This is a genomic window from Pacificimonas aurantium, from assembly GCF_020092905.1.
In the GTDB taxonomy this organism is placed as follows: Bacteria; Pseudomonadota; Alphaproteobacteria; order Sphingomonadales; family Sphingomonadaceae; genus Pacificimonas; species Pacificimonas aurantium.
The window spans coordinates 172,192-191,141 of sequence record NZ_JAGSGB010000003.1 but is presented as its reverse complement, the minus strand read 5'-3'; the positions used below and the strand labels follow the sequence as shown (position 1 = coordinate 191,141).

The following is an 18,950-nucleotide window of genomic DNA, read 5'->3' as shown; positions in this document are numbered from 1 at the left end:
CTATTCCTCCCCCCTCCGCGTTTCCCACCAGCGCGCGTAGCTTGAGTTTCTTACCAAGGTCCGCGTTTCGTCGCGAGCGCCGTCAGCCCACCAGACGGGCCCGCGCTCGCCGAGCGCGACCTTTGCCGCATGAACCCTGCCACGGGCCTCGCGCTCGGCAGTTTCGTCGCCGCTGCGGGTGGCCGAACCGACTGCCCGCCGCGCGGACATCAACTCGCTGACAAGGCGGCTATGGTCGTCCCGGGACAGGTCCGGATTGGCGGCGCGCCACAACCGGCCGTCGACGATAATGTAGCGGCCGTCGGGCGTTCTTTGCGGGTCAGCCGCCACCGGGCTTGGACGGCGTCGCCGCCGGCTTCGGAGGGGGCGCCTTCGGATCGCCCGCCGGCGTCCGGCTGAAACGGGCGGGATGGCGCGGCGCCCGCACGCGCCCGACGCCCTCCAGCTCGATGTCGCGGATCAGGTCGCGATGTTTCACCTGCGGATCGTCCTTCACCGCCTCTGCCGGGTTGATGACCGCGCCGATGGCCTCTTCGCGGATGAACCCTTCGCGCAGCTCCGCCACCGGCGTTTCGGCGACTTTCGCATTGAGGGCGCGCCAGAATTCGCGGCCATTCTCGCGCCATGTTTCCAGGGTCGAGAAGCGCTCTTCGGCCAGCAGGTGGCCCATGCCCACCGCCTTCGCCAGCGCGGTCGCCTCCTTATACTGCATCGCGCCCTGAACCACCGCGCCGTCCTTTGCCGGCACGGGCTTGTTCAGCTTCGCATAGGGCGGATAGTCGCTCTCGGCATCGGGGAAGGTCTCGTGCCACAGCCCCTCAGGCCAGTGCCAGGCGAGCGCGGCGTCGAGCATCGCAATCTCGATATGCTGCCCCTTTCCGCTGCGCTCACGCTCGAACAGCGCAGCGGTCGCCGCCTGCGCCACGGTCAGGCTGGTGACCTTGTCGACGACGATATCGGCCATCAGCGTGGGCTTTCCGCTGGCGATCGACTGCGCATCGGCCATGCCCGTCACCGCCTGCACCGCCATGTCGTAGACGCGCTGGCCGGCATAGGGGCCGTCGGGGCCGAAACCCGATACGGAGACGTAGATCAGCCGGTCGTTCAGCGCTTTCGCATCCTCCCAGCCCAGACCCAGCCGCTCCGCGACGCCCGGACGGAAATTCTGGATCAGGACGTCGGCCCAGCGAATCAGCTCTTCCAGCCGCGGACGGCTGTCCGCATCCGACAGGTCCAGCACCTCCAGCCGCTTCGCGCGGTTCACCCCGGCATAGAGCGCGCTGTAGCCGTTCACCGTCGGCCCCGACAGGTGAAGCGGGTCGCCTGCGGGCGGCTCGACCTTGACGACGTCCGCGCCCTGCTCGGCCAGCCACATCGCGCCCATCGGCGCCGACACGACCTGCCCGAAGTCGAGCACCTTCACCCCCGCCAGCGGCCCCGATCCGGATTGATGCGCATTCGCCTGCATGGGCGTCCTTTCACTGTCCGCAAATTGCGGCTGCACCCTGCGCGTGCCCGCGACCAGCGGCAACCTCCTCAAAAGCCGAAGGATTTCCGTCCTCGCGGCATCATAACAAAGGTAAATTACCTTTTGTTATCAACTATTTGAGGAACGTTTTCCAGGACAAGGCTTTGGTGGGCCACGATCCCCCCCGGGAATGGCGCCGCCATTCCCTGCGCCGCGGTCTTCCCCCCTGGCCGCGGCGCATCTCTTTTTCTCCGCAACCTCTTCCCCGGGCCCGCTAGCCCGAGATGTCCGATCCGGTGCGTTCGGGCAGGAAGAAGAAGGCCGTGAACAGCGCCACAGCGGTGATCACCCATGTGTACCACAGGCCGGCGAAAATGCCGCCCGTCGATACGACGATATACTGGCTGATCGCCGGCAGGAGGCCGCCGAAGACGCCCGCGCCGAAATGGTAGGGAATGCTGAGGCTGGTATAGCGGATCTTCGCTGGGAACAGCTCGACCAGCGTCGCCGCGACCGGTCCATAAGTGGCGCCGGCAAGGATCCCCAGCAGCATCACTCCGAACAGCACGGGCAGCAGGCTGCGCGTCTCCGGATTGCTGGCGCGCGGATAGCCCGCCTCGTCGAGCGCGGCGCGCAGAGCGTCGGGGTCGAAGCCCTGCACCGCCAGCCGCTCGCCGACATTTACCTGGAAGGTTTCGGCGGGGACGGTCGAATAGTCGATGCCGTTCGCGGCCAGCCAGCCAAGCGCGTTTTCGCAGTCGCCCTGCTGCACGTCGGCAAAGGGTTCGTAGTTGCAGTCCGCGGGGACCGCGACCGTGACCGGCTGTTCGTCCATCGCCTGCATCAGCTCCGGGTTCGCTGCGTCCGCCATCATCCAGTAGATCGGGAACAGCAGGATCAGCGTCGCAAGATATCCGGTGCAGATCACTTTCCGCCGCCCCAGCTTGTCGGACAGCCAGCCGAAGAAGACGAAGCTCGGTGCGGCCACCACGACGCCGAAGGCGATGATGTTGCGCGCGTCCGCTTCCGACACCTGGCTCGCCCCTTGCAGGAAATAGAGCGTGTAGAACTGCGCATTATACCAGATCACCGTCAAACCGGCAGCGATGCCGAACAGCGCGATCAGGATCAGCTTCACATTGCCCCAGCTGTCGAAGCTTTCGCGCAGCGGGTTCTCGGCCGAACGGCCCTCCGCCTTCATCTTCTGGAAGACCGGGCTCTCGTTCAGCTTCAGGCGGATATAGAGGCTGATCGCGAGCAGCAGGATCGAGAAGAGGAACGGGATGCGCCACCCCCAGGCGTTGAACGCCTCCTCTCCGACCAGCCAGGTCGAACCGATCACCACCGCCAGCGCCAGCAGGAAACCGCCCGTCACGCTGACCTGGATGAAGCCGGTGTAGAAACCTCGCTTCTCGGGCGGTGCATGTTCGGCCACATAGATGGCCGCACCGCCATATTCGCCGCCCAGCGCCAGCCCCTGGATCACGCGCAGCGCTACCAGGATGAACGGCGCCCACACGCCGATGGACGCGTATGTGGGCAAGATGCCGACACCCGCGGTCGCCAGGCCCATCAGCGTGATGGTGACGAGGAAAGTATATTTGCGGCCGATCCGGTCGCCCAGATAGCCGAACACGACCGCACCGAGCGGCCGGACGAGGAAGCCGGCCGCAAAGGTCAGCAGCGACAGCAGGAAGCCCAGCGTCTCGGATTCGACCTGGAAGAACATGCGGCCGAGCAGCGCCGCCAGCGTGCCGTAGACGAAGAAGTCATACCATTCGAACACGGTGCCGAGCGAACTGGCGGTGATGACCAGCCGGTCGCGCTGCGGATCGATCGGATCCTCGACATGTACATCTGATGCGGCGCCCGAACCCATGCGCACCTCTCCCCCCGGATTGTCCGTTTTTCCGGTTGTTAGGGCAGGCTTGCCCCCGCCGCAATGGAGGCGCGGCACCACCTCGTCCCGACCGTCTGCACGCCGGTTGGCTTCGCCCGCTTCCGACAAACCGGGACGCGCCCTGCCCGGTAGCGAAATCGGGCGACCGGCCCTAAGTCGCACCACATGACCAGCCCGTATCGCCCGCTCTCCGGCGAGGACTCTTCGCGATCCGTCCCGGCCTCCCTCACCATCCGCCGTCCGGACGACTGGCATGTCCACCTGCGCGACGGCGATATGCTGCGCGCCGTTGCCCATTACACCGCGCGCCAGTTCGCGCGGGCGATCATCATGCCCAATCTCGCTCCGCCGGTCACGACGGTGGCCGCCGCCCGCGGCTATCGCGACCGCATCATGACGGCGCTTCCCGATCATGCGGACTTCCAGCCGCTGATGACGGCCTACCTCACCGACGAAGTCGAGCCCGAAGAGCTTGCGCGGGGACATGAGGAGGGCGTCTTTACTGCCGCAAAGCTCTACCCTGCAGGCGCGACCACCAACTCCGCGCACGGTGTGACCGACGTGGCGAACATCTACCCGGTGCTCGAGCGCATGCAGCAGGTCGGCATGCCTCTGCTCGTGCACGGCGAGGTCACCGACCCCGAGATCGACATTTTCGACCGGGAGGCTGTCTTTCTCGAAAAGGTACTGACGCCTGTTCTCGCTGATTTCCCGTCGCTCAAGGTCGTCTTCGAACATGCCACGACCGAGGACGCCGTTCAGTTCGTGACGGCGCAGCCAGAGATCGACGGCAGCCCCCGGATCGCCGCGACCATCACGCCGCATCATCTGATGTTCAGCCGCAACGCGATTTTCGCCGGCGGCATCCGTCCGCATTTCTACTGCCTGCCGATCGCCAAGCGCGAGCGGCACCGTTTGGCGCTCCGCCGCGCAGCCACCAGCGGCGACGCACGCTTCTTCCTCGGAACAGACACCGCGCCTCATGCCCGCCCGGCGAAGGAGAGCGGTTGCGGCTGCGCCGGTATCTTCAACGCGCCGCATGCACTCGAAAGCTATGCGCAGGTGTTCGAAGAAGAAGAGGCGCTGGACCGGTTCGAGGCCTTCACCAGCGAGAACGGGCCCCGATTCTACGGCCTGCCGCTCAACGAAGGGACCGTCACGCTCGCCCGCGCCGAAGTCGAGGTGCCGGACGTGCTGACCACGGGCGTAGAACCCGTCGTCCCATTCCGCGCCGGCGAGCGCACGAGCTGGCGCATGGTAGGCTGACCAGCCGAACCGGCGAGACGGCGCTTCCGCGAGGGCGGTTCATGACCGTCGCTTCGCGCTGGCCTCACGTCCGTCCCAGCCGCATCACCTCCCGGTCCAGCGCCTGCAGGAAGGTTGACCGGTCGCGCGCGCTGAAGGGCGGCGGCCCGCCCAGCTGCGACCCGTCCGCGCGCAGGTCCGCCATGATCGCCCGCGTCGCCATGGCGCTGCCGATATTCGCCTCCGTGAAGGGCTTTCCCGTCGGCGCGAGCACGGCCCCCGCCCCTGCCTTCAGGCTGCGGTCGGCCAGCTCGATATCGGCGGTTACGACCAGTTCCCGGTGCGTGCCCTCGGCGACCAGCGCGACGATCCGGTCGTCGGCCTCGTCGAAGCCGCCGCCGACCAGCTCGAACGACAGAAGCTCATGGTCCGGAATGCGCAGCCAGGCATTGGCGACGACGAGCACAGGGACGCCGACCCGCCACGCTACCTTGTAGATTTCGTCCTTCACCGGACAGGCATCGCCGTCGACGAGAATACGCGGCCGCGCCGCAGCAGGAAGGGATTCGGTCACGCGCCCTGCTTCGCCGCTCGGCAGCGGCGGCGCAATTCCCGTCTGGCAAATGGGGCTCTGGCAAAATAGGGCTTTCGGTGAGCATGGTCCCGCTCATGCCCCACACTCCTGCCCGACAAACGCCCGATCCGTCCGCTCAATTCTTGCCCCCCGATCCGCGATCGGAAGCTAGGACGCGCGCCTCGCGCACGCGTACATGCGCGCACGCGCGCGCTGAGGTGTGACCTACTGTGACCTACAGCCTCTTCCGCTCTCCGTTTCCTTCACTCCGCCCGATCCGCTAGACAGGCCCCATGATCATTCACCTCAGCGACCGCTCCGTCATCCGCGTCCACGGCGAGGACGCCCGCGACTTCCTGAACAACCTCCTTACCAACGACATCGGTGCCGTCGCGGAAGGGGCACCGGCCTGGGCCGCGCTGCTTACAGCGCAGGGCAAGCTGATCGCCGACATGATCGTCTGGCAGGGCGGGACCGGGGGCGACGGGAATGAGGAGTTGCTGCTCGACGTCCCGGCGGACCGCACCGAGCCGCTGCTGGCTGCGCTGAAGCGCTATCGCCTGCGCCGCCCGCTCGACATCGCCGAGGTCGAACAGCGCGTCTTCGCCGCGTGGGACGAGCCGCTGGTCGTGGCACCCGACGATCCGCGCGATCCCGCCCTGGGCCAGCGCTGGCTCGCCGCAACGGCGCATGTGACCGGCGACCTTGCCGACTTCCATGCCCGGCGCATCCGGCTGGGCGTGCCCGATTCGCCCGACTTCGAGCCGGAAAAGCTGATGTGGCTGGAATCGAACGCCGACCGCCTGAACGGCGTCAGCTTCACCAAGGGCTGTTTCGTTGGTCAGGAGAATACCGCGCGCATGAATTATCGCGGGAAGGTGAGAAAGCGCGTCCTTCCCGTCTCGCTCTCGACCGGACCGGGCGAGGCTACCGATGTCGTCACCGCAGGCGGCAAGAGCGCCGGAACGCTGGTCAGCGTCGCGGAGACCGAGGACGGCGTGCGCGGCATGGCGCAGCTCAGGCTGGAATATGCCGACGAGCCGCTGCGCGTGGGCGGCGCGGCGTGCGAAATCGCCTGGCCGCACTGGTTCCCGCGGGAAACGGCGCTTGGAGAGACAGGCGAGGCGGAGGCATGACGACCGGTGCGCTGGTCCTTGCCCTCGCGGCGCTCGCCATCGGCATCGTCATCGGACGGCTGAGCGCACCGAAGGTCGACCGGGCGCCGCTCGACCCCGAACGGCCGGCGAAGCTGGCGGCGCAGATGTCGACCGAAGACCGGCTCGCCGCCGCGACATGCCTGAAACAGGGACGGTCGGCCGAGGCCGTGAAGGAAATCCGCCAGCGAACGGGACTCGGTCTAAAGGAGTCGAAGGCCGTCGCCGATCACCTGAAGGCGAACGACCCGGCCTCCGGGATCGGTTGACCGGGCGGCCGTGTCTGCGCCCCGAGCGCTCCGAATCAAGTCCGGAGCCTTTAAATCAAGGGAGCTTTTAGCCCGGGAGGCAAGTTCAGCCGGCCTTGCGGCGGCGGCGCGCAATGCCGGCGCCGGCAAGACCGAAGGCCAGCAGGCCGAGCGCGGCGGGCGCCGGAACGGATTCGCTGCCGCCACCGGGGTTGCCGCCGATGGGGCCGGGCGGATCGGAGAAGGTCAGGTTCTGGCCGCCATAGGTCGACAGGTGAACCTCGCCGTTCAGCTGGGCGGTGTTGACGACGACCGAACCGTTCAGCGCGTTCTGGTTCGTGATGGTCGCGAGCGGGGCCAGGATCGAGCCGAAGAACTCGCGGTTGAAATCGAGCGTGACGGCTTCGTAGAAATTCCAGATGACGTTGGAGGACAGCGACATCAGGTCGGCGTAGATGCCGCCGCCGAGGAAATTGTCGTCGAACGAGAAGCTGCTGCCGCCCACATTCATCACGATCGTGTCCATCGCCTCGGCATCGTCGTTGAAGGCGATCGACGAGAAATAGGAACCGCCGCTCTGCAGCATCGAATTGACGTCGCCCAGATCCATGACGGCAACGCCGCTCATGTCGGCGACCGGATCGACCACCAGCGTCTGGCCGTCCAGATGATAGCTGCCGCCGGTGTCGGAGAGCTGGGCGAGCTGGAAGGAGAGATCGTTAAACGTATCGCCGAAATAGGGGATGCTGACCTGCGCGCCTTCCTCGAAGGTGCTCTGGTTCTTGTTCTGGATGCCGATCGATCCGCCGGCGCGAACGGTGAAGGTACCGTTCAGGTTCATGTTGCCGACATGGCCGCCCGCTTCGACGACCGGGTTGGACAGGCCGTTCGACTGGATATTCTTCATGCCGGTGATGTTGCCGCCGACCTGAAGGACCGGACGGTTCGAGGCCGTCTCATTCCCCTGGCCGCCCTTGTTGAAGGTGCCGCCGCCGGTCAGGTTGCCGCCAACATAGGTGCGGCCCTCGACATCATGGTTCGTGCTCGCATTGCCCAGCGCAACGAGGTTCAGTTCGCGCATGATCTGCAGGCCCTCGATCGGCGTCGCGGCGGCAGGCGCCGCGAACGCGGCAGCAACCGCAGCCGCAACGGCAGTACGCGAAACTATGGACTTGCGAAGGGACAGCATATTACCTCGTCTTTGCATCGGCGGGAGCGAGATGCTCCCTCTTTGTTAAAATGTAAGCACGATGCGTGCCAATTCAATTCCCGAGCGGAAACTGGTACTTGCCCGGGGCTGTTGTAAATTATTCCGACACAAAGAACGCATGGCCGGGCCCGGTCGTTTCAGGCAATACATGGCCGGGTCCTAAGGGAGGGTTACCATTCCGAAACGTCCGATAAAGCCGAAGAACGACCGGCGCCTGCTCATGATGCTGGGCCTGGCGACCATCCTCTTGCTGGGCTTCATGATCTATATCTCGGTGTAGGGCTCCACGGTCGGCGTCATTCGCGCCGAGCGGCCAGCGCGGTCAGGCTTCCGCATCGTAGGTGATGATTTCGATCCGCAGTCCGTCCGGATCCTTGAAGAATGTCGCGACCTCGCCGTCGAAATGCTGCGGTTCCGGCACGTCGAAGCGGGCAGCGCGCATGGCCGAACGCACCGCTTCATGGGTCTCGCGGTCAGCGGCGAGGCCCAGATGATTCAACCCGGGGGCGTACCGGTCATAATCGGGAGCCGTCGCCTTCGCCTGCTTGATGTCGATGGCGAACCCGCCCGGTCCCGCGAAGACATGGTCCCGCATTTTCTCGAAGCCGCAACCGCCAAGGAGGACTTCGTACCAGGGCAGGCTTTCCGCCAGCGACCGCACGAGGACGACGGCGTGGTCGAGCTTTACGCCCGCGCTCACCCCAGCCGTTCCAGCGCGGCGTCGAGGCGCTGCTTCTCGGCCTTGCGGTCCGCAAGCTTCTGCCTGGCTTCCTCGACGGCAGCCTCGGGGGCCTTGGCGAGGAAGTTTTCGTTTGAGAGGCGCCCTTCGAGCGCACGAACTTCCTTGCCTGCCGCATCGGCATTCTTCTTGAGGCGAGCGCGCTCGGCGTCGAGGTCGATCACGCCTTCCAGCGGGATAACGAAGGTCGCCTCGCCGACGACGATCTGGGCGGACCCGCCTTCCGGCGCTGGAGAGGCGGAGATGCCGTCGACCCGGGCCAGCCGCTCGAGCGCGGCCTCGTTGCGGTCGAGGCGTGCGGTTGTCTCGGTGGAGGCGTCGCGGACATATAGAGGCAGCCGCGCACCTGCCGGAACGTTGAGTTCGCTGCGGCTCGACCGGATCGCAGTAACCAGTTCGATCAGCCAGTCGACTTCGGCTGCGGCCTCGGGATCGAGCGAGCGACTGTCGGAACTGACCCATTTTGAGACAATCAGGTCGTAGGGCCGCGCGCCGAGCTTATGCCACAGTTCCTCGGTGATGAACGGCATGACCGGGTGCAGCATGACGAGAATCTGATCGAGCACCCAGCCCGCGACAGCCTTGGTTTCGGCCGCGTCGGTATGGCCCTCTTCCTGCAGGACCGGCTTGATCAGCTCCAGATACCAGTCGCAGAACCGGTTCCAGGTGAACTGGTAGATGGCCGCGGCGTAGGCGTCGAAGCGGTAGTCCGCCATGGCGAGGTCGAGCGCCTGCGCCGTCCGGATCGTCTCGCCGACGATCCACTTGTTGACCGCCGTCGTCGCGGCGGGCGGTGCGACGCTCTCCGAGGCACCGATGCCATAGCCCTGGGCGAAGCGGGCGGCGTTCCACAGCTTGGTGGCGAAATTGCGGTATCCCTCGATCCGCCCTTCGTCCATCTTGATGTCGCGGCCCTGGCTTTCCATCGCCGTCATGAAGAAGCGCAGCGCGTCGGCGCCGTACATGTCGATCAGGCCCAGCGGGTCGACCGTATTCCCCTTCGACTTCGACATCTTCTGGCCGTCGGCCGCGCGGACGAGGCCGTGGAGATAGAGATCGCGGAAGGGCACGTCGCCAAGGAGGTGCATGCCCATCATCATCATGCGGGCATCCCAGAAGAACAGAATATCGAAGCCCGACACGAGCACGTCGTTGGGGTAGCGCCCCTCGCCCTTCACATCGGTGTCGGGCCAGCCCTGCGTCGCAAAGGGCCAGAGGGCGGAGGAGAACCAGGTGTCGAGGACGTCCTCGTCGCGGGTCAGGGGAACGCCGCCAGCCTGCTCGGATGCTTCCTGTTCGGTCATCGCGACATAGGCATTGCCGTTGTCGTCATACCAGGCCGGAATCCGGTGTCCCCACCACAGCTGGCGCGAGACACACCAGGGCTGGATGTTCTCCATCCAGTTGAAGAAGGTCTTCTTCCAGGTTTCCGGGACGATGCCGATATCGCCGTTCTTCACCGCCGCGATCGGGGCCTCGGCCAGCTTTTCCGCATCGACATACCATTGGTCGGTCAGCCAGGGCTCGATGACCGCGTTGGAGCGGTCGCCGTAGGGCGTCATGATCTTCCGCGGCTCGGCGTCGAGCTCTTCTGTCTCGCCCTCCTTCGTTGTCACGCTGTGAGGGATCAGGAAGCCCAGTTCCTTCATCTTCGCCACCACAGCCTCGCGCGCCGAGAAGCGTTCGAGGCCGAGAAATTCGTCCGGGATCAGGCCGTCCGCAGTCTGCACGACATGGGCATCGGCATCGAGCATATTGAGCATGTCCGCCGGGGCGATGCCGGCGCGCTTGCCGACCTCGAAGTCGTTGAAGTCGTGGCCCGGCGTGATCTTGACCGCGCCGGAGCCGAGTTCGGGATCGGCATGCTCGTCGGCGACCACCGGAATACGGCGCCCGGTGATGGGCAGCTCGACCATCTTCCCGACGACCGAGCTGTAGCGCTCGTCATCGGGATGCACCGCGACCGCCATGTCGGCGAGCATGGTCTCGGGGCGTGTGGTCGCCACCTCGATATAGTCGCGCCCGTCGGCCAGCGTCGCCCCGTCCGCGAGCGGATAGCGGAAATGCCAGAAGTGGCCCTTTATTTCCGCCTGCTCGACCTCAAGGTCGGAAATGGCCGTCTTCAGCCCCGGATCCCAGTTCACCAAGCGCTTGTCGCGGTAGATCAGCCCGTCCTTGTGAAGATCGACGAAGACCTTCGTCACCGCCTTCACGAAGTGCGGGTCCATGGTGAACTGCTCGTTCGACCAGTCCATCGAACAGCCGAGGCGGCGGAGCTGGCCGGTGATCTGGCCGCCCGATTCCTCTTTCCATTCCCAGACCTTGGCGACGAACTCCTCACGGCTGAAATCGGTGCGCTTCTGCCCCTTCTGGCCCAGCTGCCGCTCCACGACCATCTGCGTCGCGATGCCCGCATGGTCGACGCCGACAACCCATTTGGCATCCTTGCCGCGTAGCCGCTCGTAGCGGACGAGAACGTCCTGCAACGTATTGTCGAGCGCATGGCCGATATGCAGGCTGCCGGTGACGTTGGGCGGCGGATTGACCAGCGTCCACGGGTCGGCGTTCGGCCGTTCCGGACGGAACAGGCCCTTCTCTTCCCAATGGGGATACCACCGGCCCTCGATGTCGGCCGGATCGAACGTCTTCGGAATCTGCTGGTCGCTCATAGGGGCGGCTCAATGCCAGCGGTCCACGAAGGCGGCAAGACGAATGCTCGGCCAATGGCCGCACTTCACCCGTTCAATGCACAGCAAGCTGCGGGACGTTAGGTGAGCCACATGAGTTCCGGACGCCCTTCCCTTGCCGCACTTATCGCACTCCCCATCGCCCTGTGCCTGGTCGAAACCGCTGCGACCGCCGGTCCGGCGGTGGACTGGCGGATCGGTCCGGTGGTTCGCGGTGAGAATAGCTCTCGCGGCATGCCGCTCCATCCCGAAGCGTGGAAGGAGGGATGGCGCTTCACCTTTCCCGGACCGACACGGGAGGATGGCCATGTCCATTATGTCACGCGCGAGGCCGAGCCTCTCAACCATGCGCGCGAGCTAGTGGTTCGTTACCGCATCCACGCGGCGCCCGGGACCCGCTTCGCCCCGCAGGAACGGCCGGGCAAGCCCGCGACGGTCTCGCTGTACCTGCAGCGATCCGGCGACGACTGGACGGCAGAGGGCGACTATGAGTTCTATCGCTGGTTCGCACCGGCGGAGACGGTGCGGCAGCTCGAGGCCGGCCTGTTCGAAGTTCGCGTCGCACTGGACGATCCGCGGTGGATATCGGTCCTTGGCAAGCCGGCGGAAGATCATCCGGATGCGTTCGATTCGGCGCTGCGGGAAGCGGATCGGCTCGGCCTGCTATTCGGCTCGGCCGGGGCACGCGGGCACGGCGTCTACACGACCGGCCCGGCCCGGTTCACGCTTCTGGAGTTTTCAGTTCGCTAACCGCACTGCGCCCGGTGCATCAGGAACGCATCGGCCAGCACCAGCGCCATCATGGCCTCGGCCACCGGGACCGCGCGAATACCGACACAGGGGTCGTGACGCCCCTTCGTCCTGACCGTCGTGGCTTCCCCGTCGCGGGTGACGCTCTCGACTTCGCTGAGGATCGAACTCGTCGGTTTCAGGGCGACGCGGCACACAACCTGCTGCCCCGTCGAAATGCCGCCCGCCGTCCCGCCGGCATGGTTGGCGGTGAATACGGGTGGATCGCCGGGCGCCGGACCGGGCCGCATCGGGTCGGCATTTTCCTCGCCGGTCAGGCGCGCCGCGGCAAAGCCATCGCCGATCTCGACGCCCTTTGCAGCGTTGATCGACATCATGGCGGCGGCAAGCTCGCTGTCGAGCTTGGCATAGATGGGACTTCCCCAGCCTGCCGGGACACCGTCGGCGAGAACCTCGACCACCGCGCCGACCGAGGAGCCGGCCTTGCGCACCTCGTCGAGCCGGGATTTCCAGCGCACCTCCGCCTCCGGATCCGCGCACCACAACTCGCTCGATTCCAGATGCTGGGCGGCAAACCGCTCGGCCCGGTCGCCGCCCAGTTCGACGACATGACCCAGCAGCCCGACTCCGGGGATCACTTTTCGCGCGATCGCTCCCGCCGCGACACGCGCCGCCGTCTCGCGGGCAGAGGAGCGCCCCCCGCCGCGATAATCGCGAAAGCCGTATTTCGCATCATAGGCATAATCAGCATGGCCCGGCCGGTATTTGGCGGCGATCTCTGAATAGTCCTTCGAGCGCTGGTCGACATTCTCGATCATCAGGCTGATGGAGGTCCCCGTCGTTCGCCCCTCGAAAACGCCCGACAGGATGCGCACCTGATCGGGCTCTCGGCGCTGCGTGGTGAAGCGGTTCTGGCCCGGCCTGCGCGCATCGAGGAAGGGCTGGATGTCGCCCTCCTCCAACGCGATTCCGGGCGGACACCCGTCGACGACCACGCCCAGGGCGGGGCCGTGCGACTCCCCCCAGGTCGTGAAGCGAAACATGCGGCCGAAACTGTTCCAGGACATGACCGCCCTGATGGCGCGCCCGCGCGGGCGGCGCAATGCCTGCCGTTGCGGGCGGAGGCTTTGCTGCGTTCCCTAAAGGACCTGCCGTTCAGTCATTGCCGCGTTCGAAGAGGGCCCGATAATGCTGCGTGCGCGTCACGCGGAGCCCCGCCAGCCCGGCGCGCTCGACCGCCCGCTGCCAGCTGGTAAACTCCTCAAGGCTGAGGCTGTAACGTTCGCAGGCCTCGTCCGTGGTCAGCAGTCCGCCCTTTACGGCCGCCACGACTTCAGCCTTCCGCCGGACCACCCACCGGCGGGTGTTCGGCGACGGAAGCGTTTCCATCGTCAGCGGCTCGCCCAGCGGGCCGATCACGGATTCTGGTCTGAAACTCTGGTTCTCAAGCATACTCTTCTCGTTCGGTCCGTACTGACTTCCCCGGTCCAGCGCTTGTAGAGCCCCATCACCTAAGGAAGCCCTAACCCGGCCGCTAAAAAATCCACTCGCGTCGGCTAACCCCCTGCGACGTCACGACATAAATAACGACCCTTTGGAATCCGGGGCGGGCGCGCCTATTTGTCGGACGATGTCCCAGATCGACCTGAATCTTCCCGGACCCGCCGCCTCCCGGCGCGTCGTCGTCGCCATGTCCGGCGGAGTGGACAGTTCCGTCGTCGCCGCCCTGGTCAGCGAAGCCGGCTATGAGACGGTCGGCATCACGCTCCAGCTCTACGACCATGGGGCCGCGGTACAGACCCCCGGCACCTGCTGCGCGGGAAGCGATATCCGCGATGCCCGCCGAGTCGCCGATGGGCTCGGCATCCCGCACTATGTCCTCGATTATGAAAGCTCGTTCCGGGAAAGCGTGATCGACGACTTCGCGGACAGCTATGCGCGCGGCGAAACCCCCATTCCCTGCGTGCGCTGTAACCAGACGGTGAAGTTTCGCGATCTCCTCTCGGTGGCGAAGGACCTCGGCGCAGACGCGCTGGCGACGGGGCATTATGTGCGGCGCGTCCACAGCGAGGATGGGCCGCGGCTGTTGCGCGGTACCGACCCGGCGCGGGACCAGAGCTATTTCCTGTTCGCAACCACGCGCGAGCAGCTCGACTTCCTGCGCTTTCCACTGGGCGCCATGGACAAGGCGGCCGTGCGCGATCATGCCGCGCGCTTCAACCTCGGCGTCGCGACGAAGCCCGACAGCCAGGACATCTGTTTCGTGCCGAGCGGCGACTATGCCGGACTTGTGAAGAAATTGCGGCCCGAGACGGAAGCGCCGGGGAATATCGTCGACCTGAACGGCAATGTCCTCGGGCAGCACCGCGGCCTCGTTCACTATACCGTCGGACAGCGCCGCGGCATCGATATCGGCGGCCAGAAGGAGCCGCTTTATGTCGTCCGGCTCGACCCTGACACGAAGACCTTGGTTGTCGGCCCGCGCGAGGCGCTCGGCGTCGCCTCCTGCCGGTTGTCGGACGTGAACTGGCTCGGCCCGGCCGGGCCCGATCCGGCGCGGCCGCTGACGGCCAAGATCCGCTCGATGGCGAAGCCGGCCCCCGCCCGGTTCGACGGCACGTCGGTTATCTTCGCCGCGCCTGAATATGGCGTTTCGCCCGGGCAGGCAGCGGTCCTTTATGATGGCGACCGCGTAATGGGCGGGGGATGGATCGCCGACACGCAGCCGGCCCTCGCCGCGGCAGCCTAACGCCGCCCGTCAGGCGAGCTTCAGCTCCGCCCAGATCGGCAAGTGATCGCTTGCCCGCCGCGACAGGGCGGTTCGGTGCACGCCGCAATTCACCAGTTCGAGGTCGCGGTCGTAGAGGATCCGATCGAGGGCAAGGACGGGCCGGCGGGTGTGAAAACTGGGTCCGCACGGCGCGCTGCGGAAATGGCTCGGCACCCGGTCCATCGCCGCGAGCCTGCCCCGGTTCCAGTCGTTGGTGTCGCCCATGATGATGGTCGGTAGCGGGCTGCGCACGTCGATCACCTCGACAAGGCGCAGCACCTGCCGCACGCGGTAGAGGCCGGAAAGGTCGAGATGCATGCCCACGACCCGGAACGGCCCAAGGGCCGTATCGAGTTCGGCCAGCACCGCCCCGCGCGGTTCGAGCCCTTCCAGCCAAAGCGGCTCCGCATGCCGAACTCCGATCCCGTCCCGCACAAGAATGGCGTTGCCGTGCCATCCCAGCGACTCGGGCTTCATATGGAACGGAACGTGGCGCCAGCCCGACGCTTCCAGCCGCTCGGGCGTAATCACTGCGCGGCGGCTGAAGAATCTCCGGTCAGCCTCCTGCAGGGCGACCACGTCCGCCCCGACCTCGTCCAGAACGTGCAGGATCCGGTCGGGGTCGCGGCGGCGGTCGAGGCCGATGCCCTTGTGAATATTGTAGCTGGCAACCTTCACGAGGTGACAACGGTCACGGGAGAAGAAGGTCCCCCTCGATCACGTCGACGCAGCTGCCGCCAAGGATCACCCGGTCGCCCTCGAGCCGGCAGGACAGGCGCCCGCCGCGCTCGCTGGCCTGAAAGGCCTCGAACGAGTCGCGCCCCAGTCTTTCGGCCCAGTAGGGAGTGAGCATGGCGTGGGCGGAACCGGTGACCGGATCCTCGTCGACCCCGGCCCCCGGCACGAATACGCGGCTGACGACGTCCACTTCGCTGCCACCGGCCGCCGGTGCCGTCGCGATGACGAGGACATTGCCGATGGCCGCCAAGGCCTTGAAATCGGGTGCGAGAGCGCGAACCGTCTCTTCATCGCCGAAGACGGCCATGAAACTGTCCTCCGCCGCGTCGGTGGTCACCCGCACTTCTTCCGGAATGCGGCCGAGCGCGGCGACCAGGTCGGTTTTCATCTGCTTCACCGACACCCAGGCCGGCAGGCTCATCACGTAACGCCCATCGTCGGCGCGCCGCACTTCGAGGACTCCCGCGCCCTTCAGGGTGCGAAAGCGTACAGCGTCTCGCTCGGGCTCGTCGGTCAGGCAGTGATGGCCGGCAGCAAGGGTGGCATGGCCGCACAGCTCGACTTCCACGGCGGGCGTGAACCAGCGCAGGACATAGTCGGCTTCGCCGGTCTCGTCCGGTACGTACCAGGCGGTTTCGGAGAGATTATGTTCGCGCGCGATCCGCTGCATCAGCGCATCGTCGGGGAATGCCTCCACTCGGTAGATCGCCGCGCTGTTGCCTTCGAACGGAACCTTCGCGAACGCGTCTATGTGCCTGAACCGGGCTCGATGGGACAAAAATGATCCTCCTTCACGGGTAAGTCGTCCAGATGGCCACGCGGGTCCACATGGATCAAGACCTCGGCTGCCGGAAAGCGCTCTCGAACGGCGATTTCGGCCCGTTCGGCGATGTCATGTGCGGACGCGACGCTGAGTTCTGGATCGACCCAGATGTGGAACTGGACGAAATCCTGGTGTCCGGCGCGGCGTGTCCGCAGGTCGTGGACGCCGTCCACATCCGGAAGCTGCGACACCAGGTTGAGCAGTTGCTGGCGCTTCAGTTCGGGCCACTCCCGGTCCATCAGCATGTCGACCGCCCGCCGGCCGGCGCGGTACGCGTTCCACAGCAGCCATGCCGCGATCCCGAGCCCGAAGACGGCATCGGCGCCGGTAAAGCGCGACAGCCCCTCGATCAGCAGCGCCGAGATGACCGCGAGGTTGAGGAGCAGGTCGCTCTGATAGTGCAGGCTGTCGGTCTGGATCGCAATCGATTCGGTGCGCGCGATGACACTGCGCTGGTAGAGAACCAGCGCCGCCGTCACCATCAGCGCGAACACGGACACCACGACGCCATATTCCGGGTCGGCTACCCCGCCCCCTTCCAGCAGGCGAAGCAGGCCCTGAAGCGCGATGTAAAGGCCGCTGATCACAATCAGCACGGTCTGGATCAGCGCGGCGACGGCCTCCGCCTTGCCATGACCGAAGCGATGCTCCTGGTCGGCGGGCTCGGCAGCGACCCTCACCGCGAAAAGAGTAATGAGCGAGGCGAGCAGGTCGAGCCCGGTATCCGCCAGCGAGCCGAGCATGGAAATCGATCCGGTCGCGGCCACCGCCCAGATCTTCGCGCCTGCCAGAAGGATCGCGGCCGCAACCGACGCCAGCGCAGCCCGGCGGGCAAGCGAGGCGGCATCCTTGCTCACGGGTAGAGCATGCCGCGCCGCCAGCCTTCTTCGGCCGCGTCGAAGGTATAGCGTTCGTGCAGCCGGTCGCGGCGGTCGATCCAGAACTCGAAGTGACGCGGCGTCACGCGCCAGCCGAACCAGTGCGGCGGGCGCGGCACCGCGGCGTCTTCATATTCCCGCTCGATCAGGTCGACGCGCCGCTCAAGTTCTTGACGCTCGGTCAGCGGACGGGACTGCAGGCTCGCCCAGGCGCCGATCTGCGAGGCGCGCGGACGGCTGTCGAAATAGGCATCGGACTCGGCCTCCGAAACGCGCGTTACCGGTCCTTCGATACGGATCTGCCGGCGCAGAGATTTCCAGTAGAACAGCAGGGCCGCCTTGCTCCCCGCCTTCAGCTCCTCGCCCTTGCGGCTTTCGGCGTTGGTATAGAAAACGAAGCCGCCCTCGCTGACATCCTTCAGCAGCACCATCCGGACCGAGGGACCGGAAGGTCCTGTCGTCGCGAGCGCCATGGCGTTGGGATCGTGCGGTTCACCGTCTTCCGCCTCCCTCATCCACTCATCGAACAGGCGAAACGGATCGGTCGGCAGGCTGTCGCTGGTCATGCCATCAGCATGTATGCGCGCGGCAGGCGTCCCTCAACCGACTTCTCGCTGGGCAGGTCCGAAGCCACGCGACCGCTTGCAGCGGGCTCCGGCAAGTCCTACATCCCCGGTGTGTTGCCCTAGTGCAACAGTGGATTCCCCAACCTAATTGTGTGACGGAAACGAGATAATGGCGGATCTTTACGAGCGGCTTGGGTTGAAGCGCGGCGCCGACGAGGCGGCGATCAAACGCGCCTACCGCACGCTGGCGAAGGAACTGCATCCCGACCGCAACAAGGACAATCCGAAGGCGGCCGACCGCTTCTCGGAAGTCACACAGGCCTACGATATCCTCGCCGACAAGGATAAACGCGCCCAGTATGACCGCGGAGAGATCGACGAAAAGGGCGACCCCAAGTCGCCTTTCGGCTTTGGCGGCGGGTCCGGAAAAGCGGGTAATCCATTTCGCGGGGGCGGCGGTGGCGGCTTTTCCAGTCGCGACTTCGGCGGCGGCAATTATGGCGGCAGCCGCCCCTTTGGCGGCGACGGCGGCTTCGATCCCGAAGACCTGCTGAACGAACTTTTCGGCGGCGGCCGGGCGCGCACGCGGCCCGGCTCCGGGCCGGGAGGCGGACCGTCGGGCTTTCAGCAGACGCAGGCGCGCCCGCAAAAGGGCACCGACGTCAAATACCGGCTGGCAGTCGACTTCACCGATGCCGCCGAATTGAGACCCCAGCGCGTAACGCTGCGCAGCGGCAAGACGATCGAGGTGAAGCTGCCTCAGGGCTTCGAAGACGGCCAGACCATTCGCCTCACCGGCCAGGGCGAGGCCGGTCCGGGCGGGACCGGCGATGCGCTGATCACGCTCTCCATCAAGCCTCACCGGCATTTTCGGAAGGACGGCGACGATATCCGCATCGACCTTCCCGTCCGTCTCTCGGAGGCCGTTCTGGGCGCCAAGGTCAAGGTGCCAACCACCTCCGGCAGCGTCATGCTGACCATTCCCAAGGCCACCAATGGCGGAACCGTTATGCGGTTGAAGGGTAAGGGATTCAGTCGCAAGGATGGATCGCGCGGCGATTTGCTCGTCACGATCGAAATTGCGATTCCGAAGGAGGATCCCGAGTTGGAAGCATTTGTGCGAGACTGGACCGCGGACGAGGCGCGTGATCCCCGCGCCGGTCTCGGCGGATAGAGGATTACCTGACATCCCGTTGAGAA

At 66.0% G+C, this 18,950-nt stretch carries 19 protein-coding genes; 6 read left to right on the top strand and 13 right to left on the bottom strand.

The genetic code is table 11. The features are described from left to right. The 3 genes from KCN53_RS14005 to KCN53_RS13995 form a co-directional block, all read right to left on the bottom strand. A complete protein-coding gene (locus KCN53_RS14005; protein ID WP_088713605.1) occupies positions 1 to 330 on the bottom strand; it encodes a hypothetical protein in 330 nt (109 codons plus the stop codon). Next, positions 320 to 1,468: a CaiB/BaiF CoA transferase family protein gene (locus KCN53_RS14000; protein WP_088713606.1), complete on the bottom strand. Its 1,149-nt coding sequence runs from the start codon at positions 1,466 to 1,468 to the stop codon at positions 320 to 322. Before KCN53_RS14000 ends, KCN53_RS14005 begins: the two co-directional genes overlap by 11 nt. A gap of 274 nt (positions 1,469 to 1,742) precedes the next feature. Continuing rightward, positions 1,743 to 3,347, bottom strand: coding sequence for an MFS transporter (locus tag KCN53_RS13995; protein WP_088713607.1), 1,605 nt, complete (start codon positions 3,345 to 3,347; stop codon positions 1,743 to 1,745). 186 nt (positions 3,348 to 3,533) lie between these two features. On the opposite strand from KCN53_RS13995, the gene pyrC reads away from it, so the two are divergent. Beyond that, entirely contained in the window at positions 3,534 to 4,634 is a 1,101-nt protein-coding gene (gene pyrC / locus KCN53_RS13990; RefSeq protein ID WP_088713608.1) for a dihydroorotase, read from the top strand. Positions 4,635 to 4,698: 64 nt separating this feature from the next. Here pyrC and KCN53_RS13985 read toward each other — a convergent pair whose 3' ends face one another. Then, positions 4,699 to 5,187 carry a YaiI/YqxD family protein gene (locus KCN53_RS13985; RefSeq protein WP_088713609.1) on the bottom strand — a complete coding sequence of 163 codons (489 nt, stop codon included), beginning with the start codon at positions 5,185 to 5,187 and terminating at the stop codon, positions 4,699 to 4,701. Positions 5,188 to 5,480: 293 nt separating this feature from the next. Here KCN53_RS13985 and ygfZ point away from each other — a divergent pair, with 293 nt between their 5' ends. Continuing rightward, the gene (gene ygfZ, locus KCN53_RS13980) at positions 5,481 to 6,323 is read left to right on the top strand and encodes a CAF17-like 4Fe-4S cluster assembly/insertion protein YgfZ (protein ID WP_088713610.1); all 843 of its coding nucleotides are present in this window, start codon (positions 5,481 to 5,483) and stop codon (positions 6,321 to 6,323) included. Next, positions 6,320 to 6,610, top strand: a complete 291-nt coding sequence (locus tag KCN53_RS13975; protein ID WP_088713611.1) for a hypothetical protein — start codon at positions 6,320 to 6,322, stop codon at positions 6,608 to 6,610. The genes ygfZ and KCN53_RS13975 overlap by 4 nt, the downstream gene beginning before the upstream one ends. An 85-nt stretch (positions 6,611 to 6,695) precedes the next feature. Here the strand turns inward: KCN53_RS13975 and KCN53_RS13970 are convergent, their stop codons facing one another. From KCN53_RS13970 to KCN53_RS13960, 3 genes are all read right to left on the bottom strand, one after another. Then, complete coding sequence (locus KCN53_RS13970) at positions 6,696 to 7,778, bottom strand: collagen-binding domain-containing protein (protein ID WP_172406323.1); 1,083 nt, start codon at positions 7,776 to 7,778, stop codon at positions 6,696 to 6,698. Positions 7,779 to 8,121: 343 nt separating this feature from the next. Then, positions 8,122 to 8,499 carry a VOC family protein gene (locus tag KCN53_RS13965; protein WP_088713612.1) on the bottom strand — a complete coding sequence of 126 codons (378 nt, stop codon included), beginning with the start codon at positions 8,497 to 8,499 and terminating at the stop codon, positions 8,122 to 8,124. Continuing rightward, the gene (locus KCN53_RS13960) at positions 8,496 to 11,207 is read right to left on the bottom strand and encodes a valine--tRNA ligase (protein WP_088713613.1); all 2,712 of its coding nucleotides are present in this window, start codon (positions 11,205 to 11,207) and stop codon (positions 8,496 to 8,498) included. The genes KCN53_RS13965 and KCN53_RS13960 overlap by 4 nt, the downstream gene beginning before the upstream one ends. Positions 11,208 to 11,318: 111 nt before the next feature. On the opposite strand from KCN53_RS13960, the gene KCN53_RS13955 reads away from it, so the two are divergent. Beyond that, positions 11,319 to 11,975, top strand: a complete 657-nt coding sequence (locus KCN53_RS13955) for a hypothetical protein (protein WP_088713614.1) — start codon at positions 11,319 to 11,321, stop codon at positions 11,973 to 11,975. Here the strand turns inward: KCN53_RS13955 and aroC are convergent. Next, complete coding sequence (gene aroC, locus KCN53_RS13950) at positions 11,972 to 13,042, bottom strand: chorismate synthase (protein WP_088713754.1); 1,071 nt, start codon at positions 13,040 to 13,042, stop codon at positions 11,972 to 11,974. The two genes, KCN53_RS13955 and aroC, sit on opposite strands and share 4 nt — an antisense overlap. An 88-nt stretch (positions 13,043 to 13,130) precedes the next feature. Then, entirely contained in the window at positions 13,131 to 13,427 is a 297-nt protein-coding gene (gene sciP / locus KCN53_RS13945; protein WP_088713615.1) for a CtrA inhibitor SciP, read from the bottom strand. Positions 13,428 to 13,605: 178 nt separating this feature from the next. On the opposite strand from sciP, the gene mnmA reads away from it, so the two are divergent. After that, positions 13,606 to 14,724, top strand: a complete 1,119-nt coding sequence (gene mnmA, locus KCN53_RS13940) for a tRNA 2-thiouridine(34) synthase MnmA (RefSeq protein WP_088713616.1) — start codon at positions 13,606 to 13,608, stop codon at positions 14,722 to 14,724. Positions 14,725 to 14,733: 9 nt separating this feature from the next. On the opposite strand, the gene KCN53_RS13935 is transcribed toward mnmA, so the two are convergent. Genes KCN53_RS13935 through pdxH form a run of 4 tightly spaced genes read right to left on the bottom strand, consistent with a single transcriptional unit; the run spans position 14,734 to position 17,750 of the window. Further along, positions 14,734 to 15,423, bottom strand: coding sequence for an endonuclease/exonuclease/phosphatase family protein (locus tag KCN53_RS13935; RefSeq protein WP_088713617.1), 690 nt, complete (start codon positions 15,421 to 15,423; stop codon positions 14,734 to 14,736). 13 nt (positions 15,424 to 15,436) lie between these two features. Beyond that, positions 15,437 to 16,261 (bottom strand): PhzF family phenazine biosynthesis protein, encoded by an 825-nt coding sequence (locus KCN53_RS13930; protein ID WP_088713618.1) that lies wholly within the window; start codon positions 16,259 to 16,261, stop codon positions 15,437 to 15,439. Continuing rightward, positions 16,231 to 17,163, bottom strand: coding sequence for a cation diffusion facilitator family transporter (locus KCN53_RS13925; RefSeq protein WP_088713619.1), 933 nt, complete (start codon positions 17,161 to 17,163; stop codon positions 16,231 to 16,233). The genes KCN53_RS13930 and KCN53_RS13925 overlap by 31 nt, the downstream gene beginning before the upstream one ends. Then, entirely contained in the window at positions 17,160 to 17,750 is a 591-nt protein-coding gene (gene pdxH, locus KCN53_RS13920) for a pyridoxamine 5'-phosphate oxidase (protein WP_088713620.1), read from the bottom strand. The genes KCN53_RS13925 and pdxH overlap by 4 nt, the downstream gene beginning before the upstream one ends. A gap of 169 nt (positions 17,751 to 17,919) precedes the next feature. Here pdxH and KCN53_RS13915 point away from each other — a divergent pair, with 169 nt between their 5' ends. Continuing rightward, positions 17,920 to 18,924 (top strand): DnaJ C-terminal domain-containing protein, encoded by a 1,005-nt coding sequence (locus KCN53_RS13915; RefSeq protein ID WP_088713621.1) that lies wholly within the window; start codon positions 17,920 to 17,922, stop codon positions 18,922 to 18,924. Positions 18,925 to 18,950: the final 26 nt, after the last annotated feature.